Genomic DNA, 20,225 nt, shown 5'->3' with positions numbered 1-20,225 from the left:
GTGAACAGATGGGAACATTATTTGCAATTGGTGAAGTATTAATAGATTTTATTCCTTTAGAAAAAGGAATGGCTTTAAAAGATGTTAAATCATTTGAACGAGCTGCCGGAGGTGCCCCAGCAAATGTGGCAGCTGCAGCTACTACATTAGGGGCAAACGCCTCGGTCATTACAAAACTAGGTAACGATGCATTTGGAGACTTCCTAATCGATCAATTATTAAGTGTTGGCGTACAAACAAACCTTATCAAAAGAACAAATGAAGCCAACACAGGCTTAGCTTTCGTTTCATTACAAGCTGATGGAGAGCGTGATTTTTCTTTTTATCGAAATCCTTCTTCTGATTTACTTTTAACCGAAGAAGAAATTGACTCAAATTTATTTACAAACCAAGATATTTTACATTTTGGATCCGTGGACTTAATCGAATCACCGATGAAACACGCTCATTTGCGAGCAATTGATGAAATGAAGAAAAAAGGTGGCCTCATTAGTTTTGATCCTAACGTTCGCCTTCCTTTATGGAATGATCATGAGCAATATCGTCATACCATTCAATCTTTTATTCCAAAATCAGACCTTTTAAAAATATCAGAAGACGAATTAGAATTTATAACTGGAATTCAGGACAAAAAGAGAGCCATTTCCTCTCTTTTTATAGGAGATGTACAAGCCATTCTTTACACAAAAGGAAAACAAGGCGCCGAGCTGTTTCTAAAAAATCAAAGCTTTGGTTCAAACGGTTATCAAGTTGACGCACAAGATACAACAGGTGCAGGAGATGCTTTTATGGGAGCTTTCTTATATCAGCTGCTTCAATATGATGTACAAAAGGAAAAACTCCATTCTATTCTACTAGAACATCATAAAACATTGCTGCAATTTGCTAATGCAAGTGGAGCTCTAACAACAACTCGAAAAGGGGCTTTTCCAGCTCTTCCAACTCTTATAGATGTACAACAATGTATAAGGAAAGGAATGAACATCAATGTCTGAAAATCAAAGAATTGCAAAAGAAGTCTTAGAAGCGATTGGTGGAAAAGAAAATATTGCATCTTTTGCTCATTGTGCTACTCGCCTTCGAATTATGGTTCATGACAAGGAAAAAATTGATCAAGACAAAGTTGAAAATATTGATAAAGTAAAAGGAGCTTTCTTCAATTCAGGTCAGTTTCAAGTCATTTTTGGAACCGGTACTGTCAATCGTATTTTTGAAGAAGTCGAAAAACTAGGAATTGAAAGTTCCTCAAAAGAAGATGTGAAAAAAGAAGGTAAAAAACAAGGAAAGGCTTTTCAGCGGAGCATTCGAACATTTGGAGATGTTTTCGTTCCTATTATCCCTGTATTAGTTGCTACAGGATTGTTTATGGGACTACGAGGATTGCTTACTCAAGACGAAATCCTCTCATGGTTTGGGGCAACACCTAAAGATATTCCGCCAAACTTCCTTCTATATACGCAAGTCTTAACAGATACAGCCTTTGCCTTTTTACCTGCTCTTGTTGCATGGTCTGCGTTCCGCGTTTTCGGAGGTAGCCCTATACTTGGAATTGTTCTCGGACTTATGTTAGTAAACCCTGCCCTACCAAATGCTTATACTGTTGCAGAAGGTACTGAGAAAGCGTTAACAATGTTCGGATTTATTCCAGTTGTCGGCTATCAAGGCTCTGTTTTGCCTGCTTTCTTTATCGGTTTAATTGGAGCAAAATTTGAAAAATCATTAAGAAAGCGCATACCTGAAGCATTAGATCTTATTTTAACTCCTTTTATTACACTAGCCGTTATGATTACATTAGGACTTTTTGCGATTGGTCCTATCTTCCATTCACTAGAAGAATGGGTGTTAACAGGCACAACAGCTGTTCTGAACTTGCCATACGGTATTGCAGGACTTGTAATTGGTTTCTTTCATCAAATTATCGTTGTAACAGGTGTTCATCATATCTTTAATTTCTTAGAAATCCAACTTCTCGAGAAGTATGGAAACAATCCGTTTAACGCAGTTATTACGGCTGCAATGGCTGCCCAAGGTGCTGCTTGTTTAGCAGTCGGACTAAAAACAAAAAATAAAAAGCTAAAAGCACTAGCCCTCCCTTCTTCGTTCTCAGCCTTTTTAGGAATTACAGAACCAGCTATTTTCGGAGTTAACTTACGCTTTATGAAGCCTTTTATTATGGGGTTAATTGGTGGTGCTGTTGGAGGATTCCTTGCTTCTTTCTTCGACTTAGCTGGAACAGGTATGGCCGTAACCGTAATTCCTGGTACGCTCTTATACTTGAATGATCAACTTTTTCTTTATATTTTAACAAACGTTGTAGCAATGGCCGTAGCATTCACTCTCACATGGTTATTCGGATATAAAGATGCACCTCAAGAAAGCTCTCTAAACAAACAGATGAAAGCAGAGGAAAAAATCAATAAAATAAACAACTCGCTAACATCACTAGAAATCCCTTCTCCAATTAAAGGAGAAGTTATTAAACTAGAAGAGGTTCCAGACCCTGTTTTTGCTCAAAAACAAATGGGAGAAGGAATGGCTATTCAACCATCAGAAGGAAAAGTCTATGCTCCATTTGACGGTTCAGTAGGTCTTGTAGCTGAAACCAAACATGCTATTTTCCTAGAACATGAAAGCGGTACCCAACTATTAATTCATATAGGAATTGATACAGTCAACTTAAAAGGCAAAGGATTTACGTCCTATATCAAAACAGGAGATACGGTCAAAGCTGGTCAACTGATTATGGAATTTGATTTAGACGTCATTGAACAAGCAGGTCTTTCATCCATTACACCTGTTATTATTCCTTCTGGCCTTCCATCAGTCAAAGAAGTATTACCAAAAAGAAAACATAGTGAAGAAACGGTACTCGCTGTTCAATTTGGTTAGCCTCTTCAAACAAAAAGAGTAGATATTGTTATCTACTCTTTTTGTTATAAAAATATTTAAAATACTTGTTGAAGTTTAAAAACTAGGAAGAAAAACAAAAACAATTTTTTGAATAATAGTAAGAACAACAAATCCTAGTATGAAAGATGATAGTCCTCCCCATACGATAATATTAAGGTCTTTCAATACATCCATATTGTAAACCCCCATATCATTTTTACTTACTGTTCTTCTCGTAGAGTTTTTAAAAGTCACTCTACATCATAAGGCTAATAAGCATAAAGAAGATGAATCTATTGGGCACCTATGCAATACTATAAACTTATCATGATTTAGCCTTACTTTTATTATATTTTGCAAATCGTCCCTAAATTCCTGCTCATTCTACATCATATTCTAAATTATGCTATCCTGTTCTTTGATTTTTAGGGAACGTAATTTCAAATTTTGTTCCTTCTCCTAGTTTGCTTGTTACCTTCACTTTCCCATAGTGTTTATCGATGATCCAACGAGCAATAGAAAGACCAAGTCCTGCCCCACCTTCATCTGATCGTGCTTTATCCACTTGATAAAATCGGTCGAAAATTTTTGGGATTTCTTCTTCCCGTAAGCCGATTCCATTGTCTTTTACTTCTATATTGATAGAAGAAGGTGTTTCACGGCAAGACACTTCAATGCATCCATCAATATTTGTGAATTTCAATGCATTGTCTACTAAAATAATCATTAGTTGATGAATTCGTTCTTTATCTCCTTTAAAATGAACAGAGTCCTCTACCCTCATCGTAATAGATTTGCCTTGATAAGATACAATTTCTTCATAATATTCATGAAGCTCTTCTAGCAAAATGCTTAATGAAAAGGTCTCTTTCTCCATTTCTAAACTTCCAGAATCAGACCGTGCAAGCATTAGTAAGTTGCCAACAAGTTTAGACAAACGCCGACTTTCCTTTGAAATCAGCGAGATATCCACTGCTTTTTCTTGAATGGTGGCAGACGGAGATTTCCAAAGTAAATCTGTTCGTGATTGGATAACGGCAAGCGGTGTTCTTAATTCATGAGAAGCATCTGAAACAAAGTCTTGCTGTTTTTGCCAAGCCGCTTTAATGGGGACAAGCGCTCGTCCTGCTAGTAGAAATCCTGCTCCAACTGCACAGATACTGCCAATAATCCCTCCTACAAGGAGAAGCAGAAAAAGAGTATGAAGCATTTCTTGCTCAGACGTTACATTTCGGACAAACTGAACAGTTACAGTCTCTTTGCCCATTTCTGTTTGAACAGAAAGAGCGCGAAATGAGAACTCCTCTGCCTCAATTTCTTGAAACTCGCCTATTTTTGTTGGAGCGAACTCTTTTTCATTTTCTGCAAAAATAGGCGATAATCTATCTAACTGATTAATGATTTCATTTTCATCATTCCAAATGAGAACAATCATACGAGGGTCTTTTTCAATTCGAGGAGTCTCTTCTCCCCTTACGTCTGTGAAGCGTTGAGCAGAATGTTGCAAGTCATTATTAACATCCCGATTTAATCGAGAATCAGCATAAGAGTAAATAATAATTGCAAGAATCCCCATCAAAATAATAAAGACGAGAGAGTTTACAATCGTAAGTTTAAGCCTAGTTTTGTGAAACATAAATCCCCCCCTATTATTCCTTCAACATATAACCAATGCCCCGTACAGTTTGTACGTCCTTATGATATCCAAAAGGTTCCATTTTCTTTCTAAGATGATGAACAAACACTTCAACAATAGCAATTGTTGTATCAGAGTCAAAGCCCCATACACGATCATAAAGTTGCTCTTTTGTTAGAATAGCTCCTTTATTTTGGATAATGTATTCAAGCATCTCGTATTGTTTAAATGTTAATCTAACAGGAGTTTCATCTATCATTACTTCCTTTTCTTTGCCAAACAATTCTATCCCTTTATAACGGATTGTTTGACTTCTCGTTAAACTCCCGCTTCGACGCAAAAGAGCACGAATTCGAGCTTGCAGCTCAGGAGCTTGAAATGGCTTAACAAGGTAATCATCGCCCCCAAAATCAAGTCCTTTCACACGGTCTTCTAAAGAATCTTTCGCTGTTAGAAATAAAACAGGGGTCCGAATATCTGCTTCTCTTATATGTTGAATCACTTCAAATCCGTCCATTTCAGGCAGCATAACGTCTAAAACAATCAAATCATATATATTTTGACGAGCAAGAAACAATCCATCTTCCCCATTCTCTGCTCCATCAACTTCAAATTCATTTGATAAAATACTTTTAATCGACTCAAGAAGTGATCGATTATCTTCTACAACAAGTATGCGCACTACAGTTCTCTGCTACTAAAAATATAGACAAATGTACATATTCTTAGAGTTTTCCTGCTTCTACGAACCCGACCTCGCCAATTGCTCGCTATTATCGTTTGTATAGCTCTCCGCAGGCGTAAATTCCGATGTAGCCCACCGTACATATATACGTTCTATTTAAGTTAAAATCATATATTCTTTCGCTTGTAAAAGATTGATTGAGGCATTTAACTCCCTATCCATTGTATGTCCACATTGACATCTATACACTCGGTCAGACAGTTTTAAATCCACTTTTTTATGTCCACAACATGAACACCATTTAGAAGAAGGATAAAACCTGTCTACTTGGCGTAATTCGATGTTGTGTTCTTTGCATTTAGCTATTAACCATGTTTTAAATGTATAAAAACATGGTTGCGCAACTGCTCTGGATAGGTATTTATTCTTCATCATTCCTCTTACATTCAAGTCCTCAATTGTAATATATGTTGGTTTGGTTTTCACCACGTCATTTACAACCGATTTCACATACTCTAATCGTATATTTGCCAACCGAGCATGTAAATTTTGAATTCTAAGAATGTTTTTGTTTATATTCACTCTTTTATTAGTAGCAGATTCACCCCTCTTTCGTTTCGAGTTTTCATATTTACGTGACAAAGAGCGTTGTTCACGTTTTAGTTTCTTTTCTAACTTTCTTACTTTTGTTGTTTTATTGATATTTTTGTAGACTTCTTCATCACTACAAGTAGCGAAATCTTTAATACCTACATCAATCCCTAAACCTGTTTTTCCTAATTCAGTCGTATGTTTCGCAGTATCTCCTTCACACAAGACCGATACATAATAACGACCCGCTTTTTGCGAAATAGTTCCACTTTTAACTACAGCATTCTTCGGAATGTAGCCATATTCTTTTAATCTCATCCACCCAATAGTAGGAATTTTGATTCGATGGCGTTCTACAGTCCAGTCCGTTTTGTTGTTCTTTGGAAAATAGCACCTTACATCTTGATTCTTCTTTTTCTTAAATCTGGGAAATTTGCTTAACCCTTTAAAAAACCTTTTGAAAGCTTTATCTCCATTCATAATCGCTTTCTTAACGGCTTTACTAGACACTTCTTTAATCCATTTGTTATGTTCTTTTATATGAACATTGTTAAGCCATTTAGAAAAATCATAGCCACTCATGAATTTCTTTTCTTTTTCATATAGTTCTTTGTTTTTAGACAAGTAGAGATTATAAACATATCTACACACTCCGATAGTTTGATGAATTTTAGTTATTTGTTCCGTTGTTGGTTTTATTTCAATGAAATATGCTTTCTTCATAACTCTTTGTCCTCCGACACTTTCTTTTTGTATTTTCTTAATCCATATATTCTGCAACTGAATACATGGATAATAGATACTAAGTCTTGAACAAGTTCTTCTTGGGGAGACAATTTCTCATTATCGACAACCATGATTTCTGTTCCCATCTCGCAAAGAACCCTTTAAACCAATCATAACCAAAACAAACAAATCTATCTTTGTGTGCAATGATAGTACTTGAAATTTTGCCTTCGATACAATGTTCAATCAACTTATTCCATTGTTTTCAATTGTAGTTCAATCCACTACCCATATCAGTCATACTTTCATCTACAGTGATTCCTCTTGAATTGGTAAATGTTTTTAAAAACCCAATTTGATTTTCTAAACCATTTTTTATCCTGGATTAGATACTCTCGTGTAAATAACAGTTTTACCTACTTTATTTTCTTCTTAAATACCCATATATTCTCTATACTGTTTATCAGTATAATACCTTCTTCCTTTCGAGTTTGGGTAAGCTATTAATACACCTTCGTTATCCCATCTTGACAATGTTCGAACAGCTACATTAATCATTTCTGAAAATTCTTTTGGTTTATATTGTTTCATATCCACGTTTTACTCCATTTATCTACTTATGTCTATATTTTTATTTACTGTAAATATCTCCTTTACTATTTATCATCATACCAAAACAAAGCGGTCGCAGTATATACGATCGCTTTGTTTTTCATTCATATCGCAGAGCTTGAATCGGATCTAGTTTTGAGGCTTTGTTCGCTGGAAAAACCCCAAAAACAACTCCAATAAAGAGCGAGAAACCAAATGACATGAGAATAACGGGAATAGAATAAGAGACAGCTGTTCCTGTCGCAACTGTGAACGCTTCTGCACTTACTAATCCCAATCCAACACCAATCAATCCTCCAAAAGAACTTAAAATTATAGCCTCAATTAAAAATTGAAGTAGAATATTTCCTCTTTTAGCTCCAATTGCTTTTCGAATTCCAATCTCTTTTGTTCGTTCAGAAACAGATACAAGCATAATATTCATAATCCCGATTCCACCAACAATAAGAGAAATAGCAGCACTTCCTCCAAGTAGAAGAGTTAAAGTATTATCAACAGAGTCTGCTGTTTCCATTAAATCTTCCTGACTTGATACACTATAGCTGTCTTCATCTCCAATGATCCCCCTCATTGTTTGTTCAAGTCTGTTCGTAATAAAGTTTATATTTTCTTCATCACGAACTTTCACATATACAGACTCAATGCTTGTTGTTGAAGCTAAACGTTGGCCTGTGCTTAATGGAACGATAACCGTACTGTCTCCACTTGTTCCTAATGAGCTACCAACAGATTGAAGAACTCCAATCACTTTATACGATGAACCATTAATCCCTATAGATTGTCCAACTGCATTTCCTAATCCAAAGAGCGTCTGTGCTGTGTCTGAACCAAGAACAGCTACTTTGGAATGGTTATCTTGATCAAGGGCTGCAATAAAGCGACCAGATTGAAGCTCTAAATCTCGGACATCTAGATAAGAAGATGTTGTCCCTGTCATGGACACTTGGGTATTTGTTTCTCCGTTCTTCGCTGTTACACGTCCTGAAACAGTTGGAGCTGTAGCATCTACTCCGTTTACTGTTTCGAGCTCTTGTGCATCATCTTCTTTAAAAGTCACATCTGATCCTGTAATGCTTACAGTCAAAACATCTTTACCTAAACTACCAATTTGGCTTTGTACTTCTTGAGTTGAACCTTGACCAATGGCAACCATTACAATCACAGACGAAACACCAATAATAATACCTAGCATTGTTAAAAACGCCCTTATCTTGTTCCCTTTAATGCTTTTCCATGCCATGGAGATGGAGTTCACGTTTATCCCCCCTTTCTTCATAAAGCTCACCATCATAAATATGTACAATCCTGCTTGCTTTTTTGGCTACTTCTAAATCATGGGTGATTAAGATAATTGTGTGCCCTTGCTCATGTAAGTCCTTCACAATTTTTAAGATATCTCCACTTGTTTTGTGATCTAACGCTCCTGTTGGCTCATCAGCTAAAAGGAGCGGAGGATCTCCAGCAAGGGCTCGAGCAATAGCAACACGCTGTTGCTGACCGCCTGAAAGCTGAGAAGGAAGATGATTCCATCTATCGCCAAGTCCTACCTTTTTTAAAGCTTGCAAAGCTTTTTCTCTTCTTTCTGCAACTTTTACTCCACGATACACAAGAGGAAGCTCAACATTTTCAATAGCTGTTAATTTTGATAAAAGATTAAAGTTTTGAAAAATAAATCCAATCTTCTCATTGCGAATAGAAGCTAACTGGGAGCTTTTCATTTTTCCAACATTTTCACCGTCCAATAAATACTCTCCAGCATCTGGACGATCAAGGCAGCCAATCATGTTCATAAATGTGGATTTTCCAGAACCTGATGAGCCAATAATCGAAACAAAGTCCCCTTTTTCAACTGTAAGCGAAACTTCTTTTAGGGCTGTAACAGTTTCGTCCCCAAGCTTATACGTCTTCTTCATTAAACGAACATCAATAAGAGGCTCTATCATCTTTATTGCCCACCTCCTTGTCCACGTCCACCAGCAGAAGAAGGTCCTCCATTTGGTGCCTGTCCTGGATTTCCTGACATTCCTCCACCAGATTCGTCTCCAAAGCCACCTTTCATCATTGCTTTCTCATCTTGAGAGGAAGTTTGATTTGAACTAACCTTTGGAATTTGAACTGTAGCTCCTTCGGATAACCCTTTTGTAATTTCAACGCTTGTATCGTTAGAAATTCCTGTTTCAACTGTTACTTTCTTTGTTGATTGAGAAGAGTCACTTGAACTTGTTGGGACAAGAACATATTTCTCGTCTCCACTTTCGTAAACGGCTTCAACAGGTATATATAGAGCTCCTTGTTTACTTTCAACTTCAATGCTTGCTTCTGTTGACATGCCTACTTTTAAATTTTTTGGATCTGTAATTTGCACTGTAACATCAAATGTCGATACTCCATTTGATGATGTCCCTTCTGAAGCAACCTCTGTTACCGTTCCTTCAAATTTTTCATCAGGAAATGCACTTGCTGTAACTTCTACACTCTGTCCTTCTTTAATGTCTGTAATATCAAGTTCATCAACGCTTATTGTTGTCTCAAGAGCCGTATAATCAGTAATATGAGCAACCGTTGCTGAACTTTGAACAGAGTCTCCACTGTCCACAGCAAGACTTGTAATCATCCCTTTTGCTGGCGCTTGTAAAACACTTCCGTCTGTGAAGGTCATAAGTGTAGCTCCTTTATTTACAGTCTGCCCTTCTTTCACATTCACCGTATCAACAATAAGACCACTTCCTCCTGAACTATTTCCACCGCTTTGAGTAGTTGTTTCTCCTTCAATCGCTGAAGTTGTCTCAGTCGCTCCAACTGTAGCAGTATCTTGAGTTCCTGCTTCGTTTTGTGTTTCACTAGTTTGTGATGAACTATTTGCAGTTTCTGTTGTTGCTTCAGATGATGTTGTCTCAACGGTTGTTCCATTTCCTCTTGTAATAGGAGAAACAAAACCGTCTTCATTTTCAATTCGAAGGAGAATCGTTCCTTCAGATACACTGCTTGCACTTGTTACTTTAACAGCTGTAATTTCTCCATCAAATGGAGCTGTTATCGTTTCACCGTTTTCAAAGATTAATAGCGTATCTCCTTTACTCACACTTTCTCCTGATACAACACTTACGCTTTTTACACCTAATAAAGTATTCGCGGCTGTTACATCTTGATCTGTAATGGTTGTTACAGAACCAGATCCTGTAACATTTACTTCTAAGTCTCCTTTTCTTACTGTTGATGTTTGAACAGAAGCAGTTGCCATTTGAGGTTGCTCTTCGTTATGTAGGAAGAACCAACTTCCTCCTCCTACCGTTGCCACTAAGACAGAACCAATAATCCATTTTTTCATTTCTTTTTCTCCTCCAACTTTCTTTGTTCCGCTTAAAACGTTTGATTTTTTAATTCTTTTTACGATGTTTTTTTGGAATAAAGCTAGTATGCAGATGATTCCTTAAGATTTCCTTAAGAAATAAAGGAAATCTTTCAGAAAAATGTTTTTACTTATAAATAATGGAGAATATCGTCTTCTTAAAGACTATATTGAATATAGAGCTTTCTAAGATTCAGCCTTATTTCTCTATATTTCTTCATTTTTCTCCTTTTTTGCGCGAAATCTGTCTAAACGATAGTAGAGATGCTCTATTACATTCCTCTTTTGAACCTATTAAAATTAAAATATAAAACTAGATTTGGGGGAATGATGGATGACGTTAAAAAAGAAAATTTTATCTCTTTCTCTATCAAGTATGATGGCATTAGGAACCGTAACAGCTGTAGCTGTACCTGCTAGTGCGGTTGGAAATGGACCGAATGCTGGAAATGGATCTGTTCAGACGTCTATTTTACATACATACGAAAGTATGGTCAGTTATTTAAAAGAACAAGATAAAAAGCAATCTGCCATGGACCTTGAAGTAATTGGTCAAACGGTAAAAGATCGCGATATTTATATGGCAAAATATATATCAAATCCCGACAATCCCACGATTTTATTTTTAACGCAGCAGCATGGAAATGAACAACTTACAACAGAAGGCGCTTTAGATTTTATTAAACATTTAGGAACAGGCAAAACGAAAGGTGTATTAGACAATGTAAACATCCTTATCATTCCGATGTTAAATGCAGATGGAGCAATGGGTGATGTAAACTTCTCGCTTGAGGATTATATAGCAGATGGAGACCGGCATTTAACACGTTATAATGCAAACAATGTTGATCTAAATCGTGAACATGCAAAAGATATCGGGGAAATGGAACCAGAGGCCAAATTTTTATATGAGAATGTGCTAGAAAAATATCCGATCGATTATATGATTGATCTTCACCACCAAGGAACGCTTAGTGAGACAAACGGTGAACTTGTTTCAGGTTCTATTCTCTACCCAACAAATTCAGAAGTAGACGCTGAAGTTGTTGAAAAATCAAAAAAGCTAGGTTCTGTTGTCTACAACACACTTGAGCCTAAAGGATGGGGACACATTGGGCAATATAACGGTGGCTCTGGAGCTAATATTGGCCGAAATGGAATCGCCCTCCGCTACGGCGTTGCTACCCTTTTGTTTGAAATGCGTGGTATGTCTGACCACTATATTGAATCTTATGCCCTTGGCCAAAAAAGCAACGGCTACCTTATTAAACAAACCGTTTCAACATTAGATGCGACTGTTCGAGCAATTGCAGACCGCTCAATTGAAAAAGAGGATACAAGTTTTTGGGATACGCTACCAACACAAACAAATCGTCAAAATGATGAATAGTCCTCTCGTCCAAAAGAAACCGAAAATTCTTTTTTCGGTTTCTTTCAATATGGCAATTTTAAAAGCCCTTTTCTTTCAATTTGAAAATTTTAAAAGCCTTTTTCCTTCTTTATCGAAAATAATCCCATTGACATCGTATTAAACATTTACTATGATAAGAAAATACGTAGAATAATAATTTCATAATGCAAAAGGCAATGAAAGGAACATTAGTAATTTTAATCTCCCTGTACTAGAGAGTTAACGGATGGTGAAAGTTAACACAAAGATTAGAAATGAAATTCACTCCTTGAGCTTCTTTCTCTATTAATATGAGCAAAGACGGGTAAAACTGTTAACATAAATGAAGAGGTAAATATTTATTTACAATTAGGGTGGTACCGCGATAATTTCGTCCCTGCTGAAAACTCAGCAGGGACTTTTTTATGAATTTATAACTTGGGAGGAAAGCATGAAAGAACACAACACGTCATCAACTCAACTTAAGAAACAACTATTGCCTCGTCACATTCGAATGATTGCAATTGGAGGTATGATTGGAACAGGCATTTTCAAAGGAAGTGCCGATACTGTTGGATTAGCTGGACCAGCCGTAATCTTTCCATATTTGTTTGCAGGATTACTTCTTCTTATTATTATGGGCGCCTTATCAGAAATGGCTATTGCTTATCCTGGTCACAACATGAAAGACTTAATTGAAAGAGCGTTTGGCACTCGTTTTTCGTTTATTGTTGGCTCTATTTACTGTTTCATGTGGCTATCTGTTTGTGTTATTGAAGTAATTGCAGCAGGTAGTTTCTTGCAATACTGGTTTACAACTATTCCACTATGGGTGTTATGTCTAATTTGTTCTCTTGTTTTAATTTTAATTAATGTAACAAGTGTAAAATCATTTGGAGAAATTGAGTTCTGGTTTGCAGGAATTAAAATTTTCGTTATTATTGCTTTCATTATTGTAGGAGGAGCCATTTTACTCGGATTGATTCCAAGTGATAACAGTGCTCAGCACTACTTACACAACTATACAGATTTCGTTCCAAATGGATGGACAGCTGTATTTGCGACACTTCTTGTTGTTCTTTTCTCATATGGTGGATCAGAGCTTATTGGTCTTACGATTACAGAAACAAAAGATGCAGAAAAAGTACTGCCTGGCGTTGTAAAAGGTGTGCTTGTGCGCGTTGTTTTATTTTATACTCTTCCAATCTTAATTATTTGTGGATTGATTCCGTGGAATGAGATCGATGCAAATGCAAGTCCATTTGTTCAAGTATTTGAAACGGTTGGGCTTCAGGGTGCATCACATATTATGAACTTTATTTTATTAACGGCTGTTCTTTCAGCCGCAAACTCTGGTATTTACGGTTGTACAAGAATGATGCACTCGCTTGCTCAAACAGGTGGTGCACCAAAACGTTTGTCATATGTAAATAAACAAGGTGTTCCTATTTTTAGCTTGTTGGTTACCGTTGTTGTCTTACTTTTTGGCACATATGTTGTTTATTTATTGTCTGATAAAGCATTCACATATCTTCTCGCACTTCCAGGTTTCACTGTTTCACTTGTTTGGATTTGTATTTGCTTAGCACAGCTAAAGCTTCGTCCATCATATAAGAATGAGCCTTATTTTAAACTGTGGGGCTTCCCTTATTTAACTATTTTCGCTGTCTTAGTGTTAAGCATTAGCTTTGTTACTTTCTTGTTTAGTGAAGCTAATCGTCTAAGTTCAATTGCTTGTGTAACATTCCTTATTTTAATGGTTATATGTTCATTCTTTGTCAAAAAAGAACGTCGTGCATAAAAAAAGAGGTTCCTATTATAGGAACCTCTTTTTTTATACTCCTTGCTTCTCAACGATCTTTAACCTCTTTATAATCTCATTTGTCACTTCTTCTGTTGTATAATTCCCGCCAACGTCAGGTGTTAAAATGCTGTCGTTTGTAACGCTTTCTACAACGTCTAATAACACGCTTCCTAATTCTTCTTCTCCAAAATGATCTAACATCATCTTAGCTGTCCAAATCTGTCCAATTGGATTAGCTATTCCTTTTCCAACGATATCAGGAGCTGACCCGTGTACAGGCTCAAACATGGAAGGGTATTTTCCGTTAACATTAATATTTGCCGCTGGAGCAACTCCAACGCTTCCCATAATACCAGCACCTAAGTCTGTTAAAATATCTCCAAATAGGTTACTAGCAACAATAACATCAAACTGATGTGGACGAGTAACGAAAAAAGCAGCGAGCGCATCAATATGTTGAGAATCTGTTTGAATTTCTGGATAATCTTTTGAAACATCTTCAAAAACGCTGTCCCAAAACGGCATAGAATAATAAATTCCGTTTGATTTTGTAGCGCTTGTGACATGTTTTTTTCTTTTAGACGCTAATTCAAAAGCAAAGCGCATCGCTCTTTCAGTCGCTTTTCTTGAAAAGATAGCGTTTTGAATTGCAATTTCGTCTTCTCCCTTATAAATGTTTCCGCCAACAGAGCTATACTCCCCTTCACTGTTTTCGCGCACAACAATTAAATCAAAATCTTTAGGGTTGAGGAGCGGGGAACGAATCCCTTTCAATACTTTAGCTGGTCTTATATTAATAACTTGTTCAAATTCACGGCGAATTTTAATCAACATTCCCCATAATGAAATATGATCTGGAACTAGTTTTAAATTTCCAACGGCTCCTAAAAAGATACTATCAAAATCTTGTAATCGCTCAAGTGCATCTTCTGGCATCATTTCTCCATGTTCTAAATAGTACTCACAGCTCCATGGAAAGTCTGTGAAATTAAGCTGTATCCCTCCGTGAATATCTGCAATCGTTTTCAAAACTTTGTTAGCTGCTGGAACAACCTCTTTTCCAATTCCGTCTCCTGGAATAGAAGCAATCTTGAATGTTTTCATTCTCTCTTCCCCTCTTTTAAATGAAGTACTCTTTCATAATGAAGATATTAATCAACACAGAATCCGGTCGACTGTATCTACTTCTATTTTATAGACGAATTTCCTTTCAAGCAACACTTTTCTTAATTTTTAGTTATCACAACTTAAAAAAAGAGCACGAATACATGCTCTTTTAGTTTTTTTTATATGTTTGAAACAGCTTTGTATTGTCAGGAACATTTTCGAGATAAGTGATTTTCCCATCCTCATCTAGCTTTGCGATATCTTTGCCTTCTTGTGTATAAACTTCCCCAGAAGCCCGCTTTCCACAAACGGCCCACCGTGTCTCATATGTACGCGTTTCATCTCCCTGAACTTTTTCCCATCCTTGATACATATGTTTGAGATCTTTATTTTCTGTATAAACCATCTTCACAAAATTGCGCCAGTTTTTAATCCCAGCCTGCTTGTAGCCATTTAGCACAAATTCCATATCATCTGTAAATAAATCAGCAAGCTGTTCAAATGCTTCCTCACTTGTTCTCGATTGATCAAATAGCATAAAGTACTTCTCTAAGTTTTCCATAATATCTCCTTTTTTCCTCCAGAGTTGTCTATATCTTTTCCCAAATAACAGCTTAGCATAATAAAAGAGGAAGAGGAAAAATATAAGCTTGTCGGAAAGTAAGATAAGTAAAAAGTTCACTTATCTTTATTACTTCTCGGAAAAGAGTAATCTCTCGATAATTTGGACATAATTTACAAGAGTTCAAAAATAAAATTTCTACTTAGAGTTTAATCCTAATTCCCGTAATTTATTGAATAAGGTGATAAATTGAAAAAGAAATTAATCTTAATTCTCAGTATAGCTTTTATAATTTTTATGACCGCTTTATTTATCTTTTATCTTATTAAAGGAGATTCTTCTCGTTGGGAAGTAGCGCTAGGAGGTATATTTGTAAGTGCATTACCGCTGTTATTGTTGTTTTCAAAAAACATCCCTTTTCCCGTTTTGATTATCATTGGTTATTATCTTTTTCTCTTCTGCACGTTATTTTTAGGTTCTATTGAAGAGTTTTATGGCCGTTTTAAATGGTGGGATGCGACTCTTCATTTTTATAAAGCGATCTTTATGGGCGCTGTAGCCATTTCACTTTATAAATTATGTATCCCTAAACAAACACGCGGCTATGTTTCTAAATGGATCCTCTTCCTTTTCGTGCTCTCTGTTTCAGTGAATTCTACAGCTTTATGGGAAATTTATGAGTTTGTAGGAGATTTAACTTTTACACGTACAATGCAATCAGGAGGCAATACAGATACTATGTATGACATGATTATAGGAATAGTAGGGGGTCTCCTCGTTGCAATTTATTCTATAGTACGAAGAAAAACACTATAAATAGATATGGAGGTGTAAAAATGAATCGCAAACTTGTTCTATTATTAAGTGTCGTTTATGTCATTTTCATGGGAAGTTTAGCTGTACTTCTTTATATAGATGATAAATCATTTAAAGCATTGGTTGCTATAGGAGGGGTTATCTGTGGTCTCATTCCTCTTCTGCTCGCTCTATTTACTAAGTTTACCTTTAATTTACCCCTTGTTATCTCTTACTTAATTTTCTTATTTTGCTCACAATATTTAGGTTCTATTTTAGGGTGGTATGGACTAGGTTGGTGGGATACATTTTTACATTTAATAAGTGGAGCTCTTATTGCTTTTCTTGCGATTGCTTTGTATGAAAGACTCATACATAGAAGTGCAGGGAAAAGCATATCCTCATGGTTTGTTTTTCTCTTTGTTTTTTCTTTTGCTGCTCTTGGGGGTATCCTATGGGAGATTTATGAATTTAGTTCAGATCAATTGTTTGGAATGACTCTTCAAGGAGGCGGAAATAAAGATACGATGGTTGATTTAGTTGCTGATACAGTTGGAGGGCTTATTATCGCAATATGGGCAGGAATACGAACAAAAGTGAAAAAGAATAAATTAAACTAACCCCCTTCACTTAAGATTTTACACCTAAAGAAATGACTACAGGAAGTTTATATTTGTAAAAGAAGACTTAAATAGATAAATGTCTAACCCTCTCCTTCAGTATTGCTGTAATATTAGAAAAGTAATATTACGACATCTTTATGGTGTGTAGCATGATATTTTCCAAACGTATACAGTTTATATTTCTTGTGGAAAAAAGCCTTCACTCAGAATCGTAAAGTTAAACATAGATAAAGAATATACACAATAGGAATCAAGACTTAAATGGTTGATATTCATTAAAAAATGGGGTTATAATGAAAGTAATAAAAGAGCGCTGGCTGCAACCAACGCTCTCTGTACAGTTTCACTGCTAGAAGAGCAGTGGTCCACATATCATATAAAGAGTACTGAAAAAGTAATAACTCCCTTTATACTTTAGTAGGGCTAAAGGGTGATATTACTTTTTTTTCGTGACAGCAATAATCGCAACAACAAGAGTAGATAACGAAATAGCAATTGTCATCGCTTCATACACAGTCAACATGCAGGGCACCACCCCCTTTACTCCGGGAGTACCGCTGCTCACCCTAAAAAACTGTACTCTATTATTATATCATATTGCTGTTCGTTATTTTATAAATGCGAACATATTTTCTGGTGAATATTTTTGTTTTTTAGCGGTGTTTCCTTCCTCTTAAATATTCATTTCATAGTGTTTCCACTGTGACTCTACTCCTCCCATTTTTGCGTATAGTTCTTGAGCCACAACATTATCTTTCGCTGTCTCCCATGTCATACCTGCATATTCATGTTCCTTAACATATGTAAAACATGCTTGAAAAAGCCGCTCGCCTACTTTTTTCCTCGATATGAAGGAGAAACATATAAATCATTCAAAATAGCGTTCTTTTGTAAACTAAGCGTGCTGAATGAAAAATAGAGAGTTGCAAAACCAATAAGCTCTCCTTTATGTTCGGCAACATATTGCACACCTTGACTTTGATGTGCTAATAAATATGTAAAATGTTGCTTAATTTTTTCAACTGACTGCTTTCTTTGATAAAAGTCAACAATATACTCCTTCATTAATGGAACCATTTTCAAAACATCTTCTTGAATTACTAAACGAATCGTAATAGAATTCATATAGTTTCCCTCCTAAAGCGTTAGCTTGATTTCTATAGCTCTTATTATAAAAATCCCTCTCTATCAACAAAAGACACAGTTTATAAAAATTATTTAGGTACAGAATAATGGAGGTTTTTACATTGGTTAATATAACTCCCTTTATAAAGAAAGATAGTGGTCCTTTATATGTTCAAGTATACGACGATTTAAGAACGAAAATTATAGAAGGAAAGATCCCTTTCGATAGTAAGCTTCCCTCAATTAGAGGACTTGCCAGACATTTGCATGTTAGCAACAATACCATTTCACTTGCTTATGATTTACTTGCTGATGAGGGCTTTATCGAGCGGAAACCACGAAGCGGGATATACGTTAAAAAACAAATAGAGGATGTTTTTCCTTTTTCACATTCCTCAAAAGATGATAGAAAAGTAGAATACAAACCTTCACCTCGCTATGATTTTCGCTATGGAACATTAGAATCTACTCTTTTCCCTTCTAAAACTTTTCATAACATCGCAAATGCCGTCTACAATGAGAGGCAACAAGAATTGTTTGCATATGGAGATGTTCAAGGAGAATTTGGTCTTCGCAAAGAGATTCATCACTACTTAATAAATTCAAGAGGTGTCAAGTTTGCTCCTGAACAAATTATTATCACCTCTGGAACACAACAAAGCCTAATTCTACTTTCTCAAATTTTAAATCTGCACGACAAGCGAATAGGATTTGAAGAACCTGGCTACAATGGAGCCCGAATTATATTTGAAAATTTGAATATAGATGTAGAACCTCTTCCTATAAAAAACGATGGACTTAGTATTGAAGAACTTTACAAGACTAATCCTTATGCTGTTTACGTTACACCGTCTCATCAGTTTCCAACAGGCGCCATTATGACGCAGAAAAAGCGTGAACAGCTACTTCAGTGGGCTAGGGACTATCATTCTTTTATTATAGAAGATGATTATGATAGTGAATTTAGATATGTAGGAAAACCTATTAAATCCATTCAAGGGATGGCTGAAGCGGAGAAAGTCATTTATCTTGGTACTTTTTCTAAGCTTTTTCTTCCATCAATGCGAATGAGCTACATCGTACTTCCTTCTCTTTTATTAAGTATCTATAAAGAGCGCTTCTCTCTTTATGAACAAACGGTTCCTCGCTTACAACAATGGATTATGGAAGCTTTTATGAAGACAGATTATTTAGATAAACATATTGCTAGAATGAGAAATGCTTACCAAAAAAAGCATACTACTCTTATATCAGAAATAAATAAAAGGTTTGATGCTCATAAATTTGAGATCTTAGGGGAATGTTCAGGGTTGCATATACTAGTGAAAGTGTACGGAAAGAGTGAAGAAGAACTCATTAAATTAGCCTTTTCAAAAGACGTTAAAGTTTACCCAACAAGTCCTTATTGGAAAAGAAAACCTCAATGTGAAACAGGGACTGTATTATTAGGCTTCGGATCGTTGTCTGAGGAAGAAATTCAACAAGGAGTTTCTATTTTGTCTGAGGTATGGATGTAAGATTTCTCCTATCCTTGAAAAGCCCCTATATCCTTAGCATATAGGGGCTTTATGAAATATTGTATCCTAGCTTTTTAGAAATCAAGTTTGCTCCTGAAGTGACTTTTTTAATAAGGATTGGGAGCCTTTCTGCTCCATATCTTCCTTCAATTCCAGCAATGCTAAGGCCTGCTATCACCTCTCCTTTATGATTAAAAACAGGAGCACTAACTGCTGTTGTATAATTCTCAAGTTCTGAAATGCTTACTGTGTAGCCTTCCCTTTTTGATTCCGCTAATATTTCTCTTAATTTTTCTTTATCTGTAATTGTCCCAATTCCAATTTGTTCTAGCTTTACGTGCTCTAGGTAGGCTTCTCGTTCTTCCTCTGGTAAATAAGCTAAAATAATACGAGAGCATGCTCCTGCATAAAGAGGAGATCGCCTTCCAACAGACGTGTATAGTCGAACAGGTTGAAGTGTATCTACTTTTTCGATATACATCGCTTCGTTTCCATCTTTAATAATTAAATTCACCGCTTCTTCTACATCATCTCGAAGCTGTTCCATAATGGGTTTTGCAATTATTCTTATATCTAATCGATTTGCAACAAGTTGTCCAAACTGTAAAAAAAGAAGCCCTAAAGAATAAAAGCCGTCTTTATCTTTTGTTAAAAATCCCATTTCTTCAAGTGAACGAATCATACGATGTAGCGATGTTTTTGGAATTTCTGAGTAAGTTAGCATTTCTGTAAAAGTAAGTTTAGAATGCTTAATAAAAAGATTTAAGATTTGCATAGATTTAATAACCGTTTTATTATTTGTTTGCATTTTCTC

General features: G+C 36.0%; 17 protein-coding genes, 2 pseudogenes and 1 other annotated feature. Of the genes and pseudogenes, 7 read left to right on the top strand and 12 right to left on the bottom strand.

Annotation, left to right across the window (positions count from 1 at the left end; all coding sequences use genetic code 11):
• Positions 1-8: 8 nt before the first annotated feature.
• Entirely contained in the window at positions 9-995 is a 987-nt protein-coding gene (locus tag MOC86_RS25385; RefSeq protein WP_268586678.1) for a carbohydrate kinase family protein, read from the top strand.
• Positions 988-2,889: a sucrose-specific PTS transporter subunit IIBC gene (locus MOC86_RS25380; protein ID WP_268586677.1), complete on the top strand. Its 1,902-nt coding sequence runs from the start codon at positions 988-990 to the stop codon at positions 2,887-2,889. The genes MOC86_RS25385 and MOC86_RS25380 overlap by 8 nt, the downstream gene beginning before the upstream one ends.
• Before the next feature lie 406 nt (positions 2,890-3,295).
• Here MOC86_RS25380 and MOC86_RS25375 read toward each other — a convergent pair whose 3' ends face one another.
• The 7 genes and pseudogenes from MOC86_RS25375 to MOC86_RS25345 form a co-directional block, all read right to left on the bottom strand.
• Positions 3,296-4,525 carry a sensor histidine kinase gene (locus MOC86_RS25375; protein ID WP_268586676.1) on the bottom strand — a complete coding sequence of 410 codons (1,230 nt, stop codon included), beginning with the start codon at positions 4,523-4,525 and terminating at the stop codon, positions 3,296-3,298.
• Positions 4,526-4,538: 13 nt separating this feature from the next.
• Entirely contained in the window at positions 4,539-5,207 is a 669-nt protein-coding gene (locus MOC86_RS25370) for a response regulator transcription factor (RefSeq protein WP_268586675.1), read from the bottom strand.
• A gap of 159 nt (positions 5,208-5,366) precedes the next feature.
• Positions 5,367-6,524 carry an RNA-guided endonuclease InsQ/TnpB family protein gene (locus tag MOC86_RS25365; protein WP_268586674.1) on the bottom strand — a complete coding sequence of 386 codons (1,158 nt, stop codon included), beginning with the start codon at positions 6,522-6,524 and terminating at the stop codon, positions 5,367-5,369.
• Positions 6,521-7,118 (bottom strand): annotated as a pseudogene (locus tag MOC86_RS25360) (IS607 family transposase). The gene MOC86_RS25365 and the pseudogene MOC86_RS25360 overlap by 4 nt, the downstream one beginning before the upstream one ends.
• Positions 7,119-7,239: 121 nt before the next feature.
• A complete protein-coding gene (locus MOC86_RS25355; RefSeq protein WP_326847764.1) occupies positions 7,240-8,394 on the bottom strand; it encodes an ABC transporter permease in 1,155 nt (384 codons plus the stop codon).
• Positions 8,360-9,082, bottom strand: a complete 723-nt coding sequence (locus tag MOC86_RS25350) for an ABC transporter ATP-binding protein (protein WP_268586673.1) — start codon at positions 9,080-9,082, stop codon at positions 8,360-8,362. The genes MOC86_RS25355 and MOC86_RS25350 overlap by 35 nt, the downstream gene beginning before the upstream one ends.
• 2 nt (positions 9,083-9,084) lie before the next feature.
• Positions 9,085-10,467, bottom strand: coding sequence for an efflux RND transporter periplasmic adaptor subunit (locus MOC86_RS25345; protein WP_268586672.1), 1,383 nt, complete (start codon positions 10,465-10,467; stop codon positions 9,085-9,087).
• 355 nt (positions 10,468-10,822) lie between these two features.
• On the opposite strand from MOC86_RS25345, the gene MOC86_RS25340 reads away from it, so the two are divergent.
• Together MOC86_RS25340 and MOC86_RS25335 are read left to right on the top strand one after the other, a co-directional pair.
• Positions 10,823-11,878: a M14 family zinc carboxypeptidase gene (locus MOC86_RS25340; protein WP_268586671.1), complete on the top strand. Its 1,056-nt coding sequence runs from the start codon at positions 10,823-10,825 to the stop codon at positions 11,876-11,878.
• A 188-nt stretch (positions 11,879-12,066) separates the two neighbouring features.
• Positions 12,067-12,280: a binding site (T-box leader), on the top strand.
• A 49-nt stretch (positions 12,281-12,329) separates the two neighbouring features.
• Positions 12,330-13,679 carry an amino acid permease gene (locus tag MOC86_RS25335; protein ID WP_268586670.1) on the top strand — a complete coding sequence of 450 codons (1,350 nt, stop codon included), beginning with the start codon at positions 12,330-12,332 and terminating at the stop codon, positions 13,677-13,679.
• Positions 13,680-13,712: 33 nt separating this feature from the next.
• Here the strand turns inward: MOC86_RS25335 and MOC86_RS25330 are convergent, their stop codons facing one another.
• Positions 13,713-14,786: a tartrate dehydrogenase gene (locus tag MOC86_RS25330; RefSeq protein WP_268586669.1), complete on the bottom strand. Its 1,074-nt coding sequence runs from the start codon at positions 14,784-14,786 to the stop codon at positions 13,713-13,715.
• A gap of 172 nt (positions 14,787-14,958) precedes the next feature.
• The gene (locus tag MOC86_RS25325; protein WP_268586668.1) at positions 14,959-15,351 is read right to left on the bottom strand and encodes a nuclear transport factor 2 family protein; all 393 of its coding nucleotides are present in this window, start codon (positions 15,349-15,351) and stop codon (positions 14,959-14,961) included.
• 249 nt (positions 15,352-15,600) lie between these two features.
• On the opposite strand from MOC86_RS25325, the gene MOC86_RS25320 reads away from it, so the two are divergent.
• Together MOC86_RS25320 and MOC86_RS25315 are read left to right on the top strand one after the other, a co-directional pair.
• Positions 15,601-16,167 (top strand): membrane-spanning protein, encoded by a 567-nt coding sequence (locus MOC86_RS25320; RefSeq protein WP_268586667.1) that lies wholly within the window; start codon positions 15,601-15,603, stop codon positions 16,165-16,167.
• Positions 16,168-16,187: 20 nt separating this feature from the next.
• Positions 16,188-16,766 carry a hypothetical protein gene (locus MOC86_RS25315; protein WP_268586666.1) on the top strand — a complete coding sequence of 193 codons (579 nt, stop codon included), beginning with the start codon at positions 16,188-16,190 and terminating at the stop codon, positions 16,764-16,766.
• A gap of 439 nt (positions 16,767-17,205) precedes the next feature.
• Here MOC86_RS25315 and MOC86_RS25310 read toward each other — a convergent pair whose 3' ends face one another.
• Complete coding sequence (locus tag MOC86_RS25310) at positions 17,206-17,304, bottom strand: putative holin-like toxin (RefSeq protein WP_220693719.1); 99 nt, start codon at positions 17,302-17,304, stop codon at positions 17,206-17,208.
• A 240-nt stretch (positions 17,305-17,544) separates the two neighbouring features.
• A pseudogene (locus tag MOC86_RS25305) lies at positions 17,545-17,834 on the bottom strand (GNAT family N-acetyltransferase); the annotation flags it as partial.
• Between the two features lie 182 nt (positions 17,835-18,016).
• Between MOC86_RS25305 and MOC86_RS25300 the strand changes: the two are divergent.
• Positions 18,017-19,411 carry a PLP-dependent aminotransferase family protein gene (locus tag MOC86_RS25300; RefSeq protein ID WP_268586664.1) on the top strand — a complete coding sequence of 465 codons (1,395 nt, stop codon included), beginning with the start codon at positions 18,017-18,019 and terminating at the stop codon, positions 19,409-19,411.
• A gap of 49 nt (positions 19,412-19,460) precedes the next feature.
• On the opposite strand, the gene MOC86_RS25295 is transcribed toward MOC86_RS25300, so the two are convergent.
• Positions 19,461-20,219, bottom strand: coding sequence for an IclR family transcriptional regulator (locus MOC86_RS25295; RefSeq protein WP_268586663.1), 759 nt, complete (start codon positions 20,217-20,219; stop codon positions 19,461-19,463).
• Positions 20,220-20,225: the final 6 nt, after the last annotated feature.

This window comes from Priestia endophytica (assembly GCF_026790145.1).
In the GTDB taxonomy this organism is placed as follows: Bacteria; Bacillota; Bacilli; order Bacillales; family Bacillaceae_H; genus Bacillus_I; species Bacillus_I endophytica_A.
The sequence above is the reverse complement of the archived record's forward strand: the minus strand, read 5'-3'. Positions and strand labels throughout refer to the sequence as shown.

Coding starts and splice junctions, on each gene's coding strand:
- MOC86_RS25350 (WP_268586673.1), bottom strand. CDS start 9,082: ATGATAGAGCCTCTTATTGATGTTCGTTTAATGAAGAAGACGTATAAG.
- MOC86_RS25375 (WP_268586676.1), bottom strand. CDS start 4,525: ATGTTTCACAAAACTAGGCTTAAACTTACGATTGTAAACTCTCTCGTC.
- MOC86_RS25345 (WP_268586672.1), bottom strand. CDS start 10,467: ATGAAAAAATGGATTATTGGTTCTGTCTTAGTGGCAACGGTAGGAGGA.
- MOC86_RS25365 (WP_268586674.1), bottom strand. CDS start 6,524: ATGAAGAAAGCATATTTCATTGAAATAAAACCAACAACGGAACAAATA.
- MOC86_RS25335 (WP_268586670.1), top strand. CDS start 12,330: ATGAAAGAACACAACACGTCATCAACTCAACTTAAGAAACAACTATTG.
- MOC86_RS25295 (WP_268586663.1), bottom strand. CDS start 20,219: ATGCAAACAAATAATAAAACGGTTATTAAATCTATGCAAATCTTAAAT.
- MOC86_RS25385 (WP_268586678.1), top strand. CDS start 9: ATGGGAACATTATTTGCAATTGGTGAAGTATTAATAGATTTTATTCCT.
- MOC86_RS25315 (WP_268586666.1), top strand. CDS start 16,188: ATGAATCGCAAACTTGTTCTATTATTAAGTGTCGTTTATGTCATTTTC.
- MOC86_RS25330 (WP_268586669.1), bottom strand. CDS start 14,786: ATGAAAACATTCAAGATTGCTTCTATTCCAGGAGACGGAATTGGAAAA.
- MOC86_RS25340 (WP_268586671.1), top strand. CDS start 10,823: ATGACGTTAAAAAAGAAAATTTTATCTCTTTCTCTATCAAGTATGATG.
- MOC86_RS25325 (WP_268586668.1), bottom strand. CDS start 15,351: ATGGAAAACTTAGAGAAGTACTTTATGCTATTTGATCAATCGAGAACA.
- MOC86_RS25380 (WP_268586677.1), top strand. CDS start 988: ATGTCTGAAAATCAAAGAATTGCAAAAGAAGTCTTAGAAGCGATTGGT.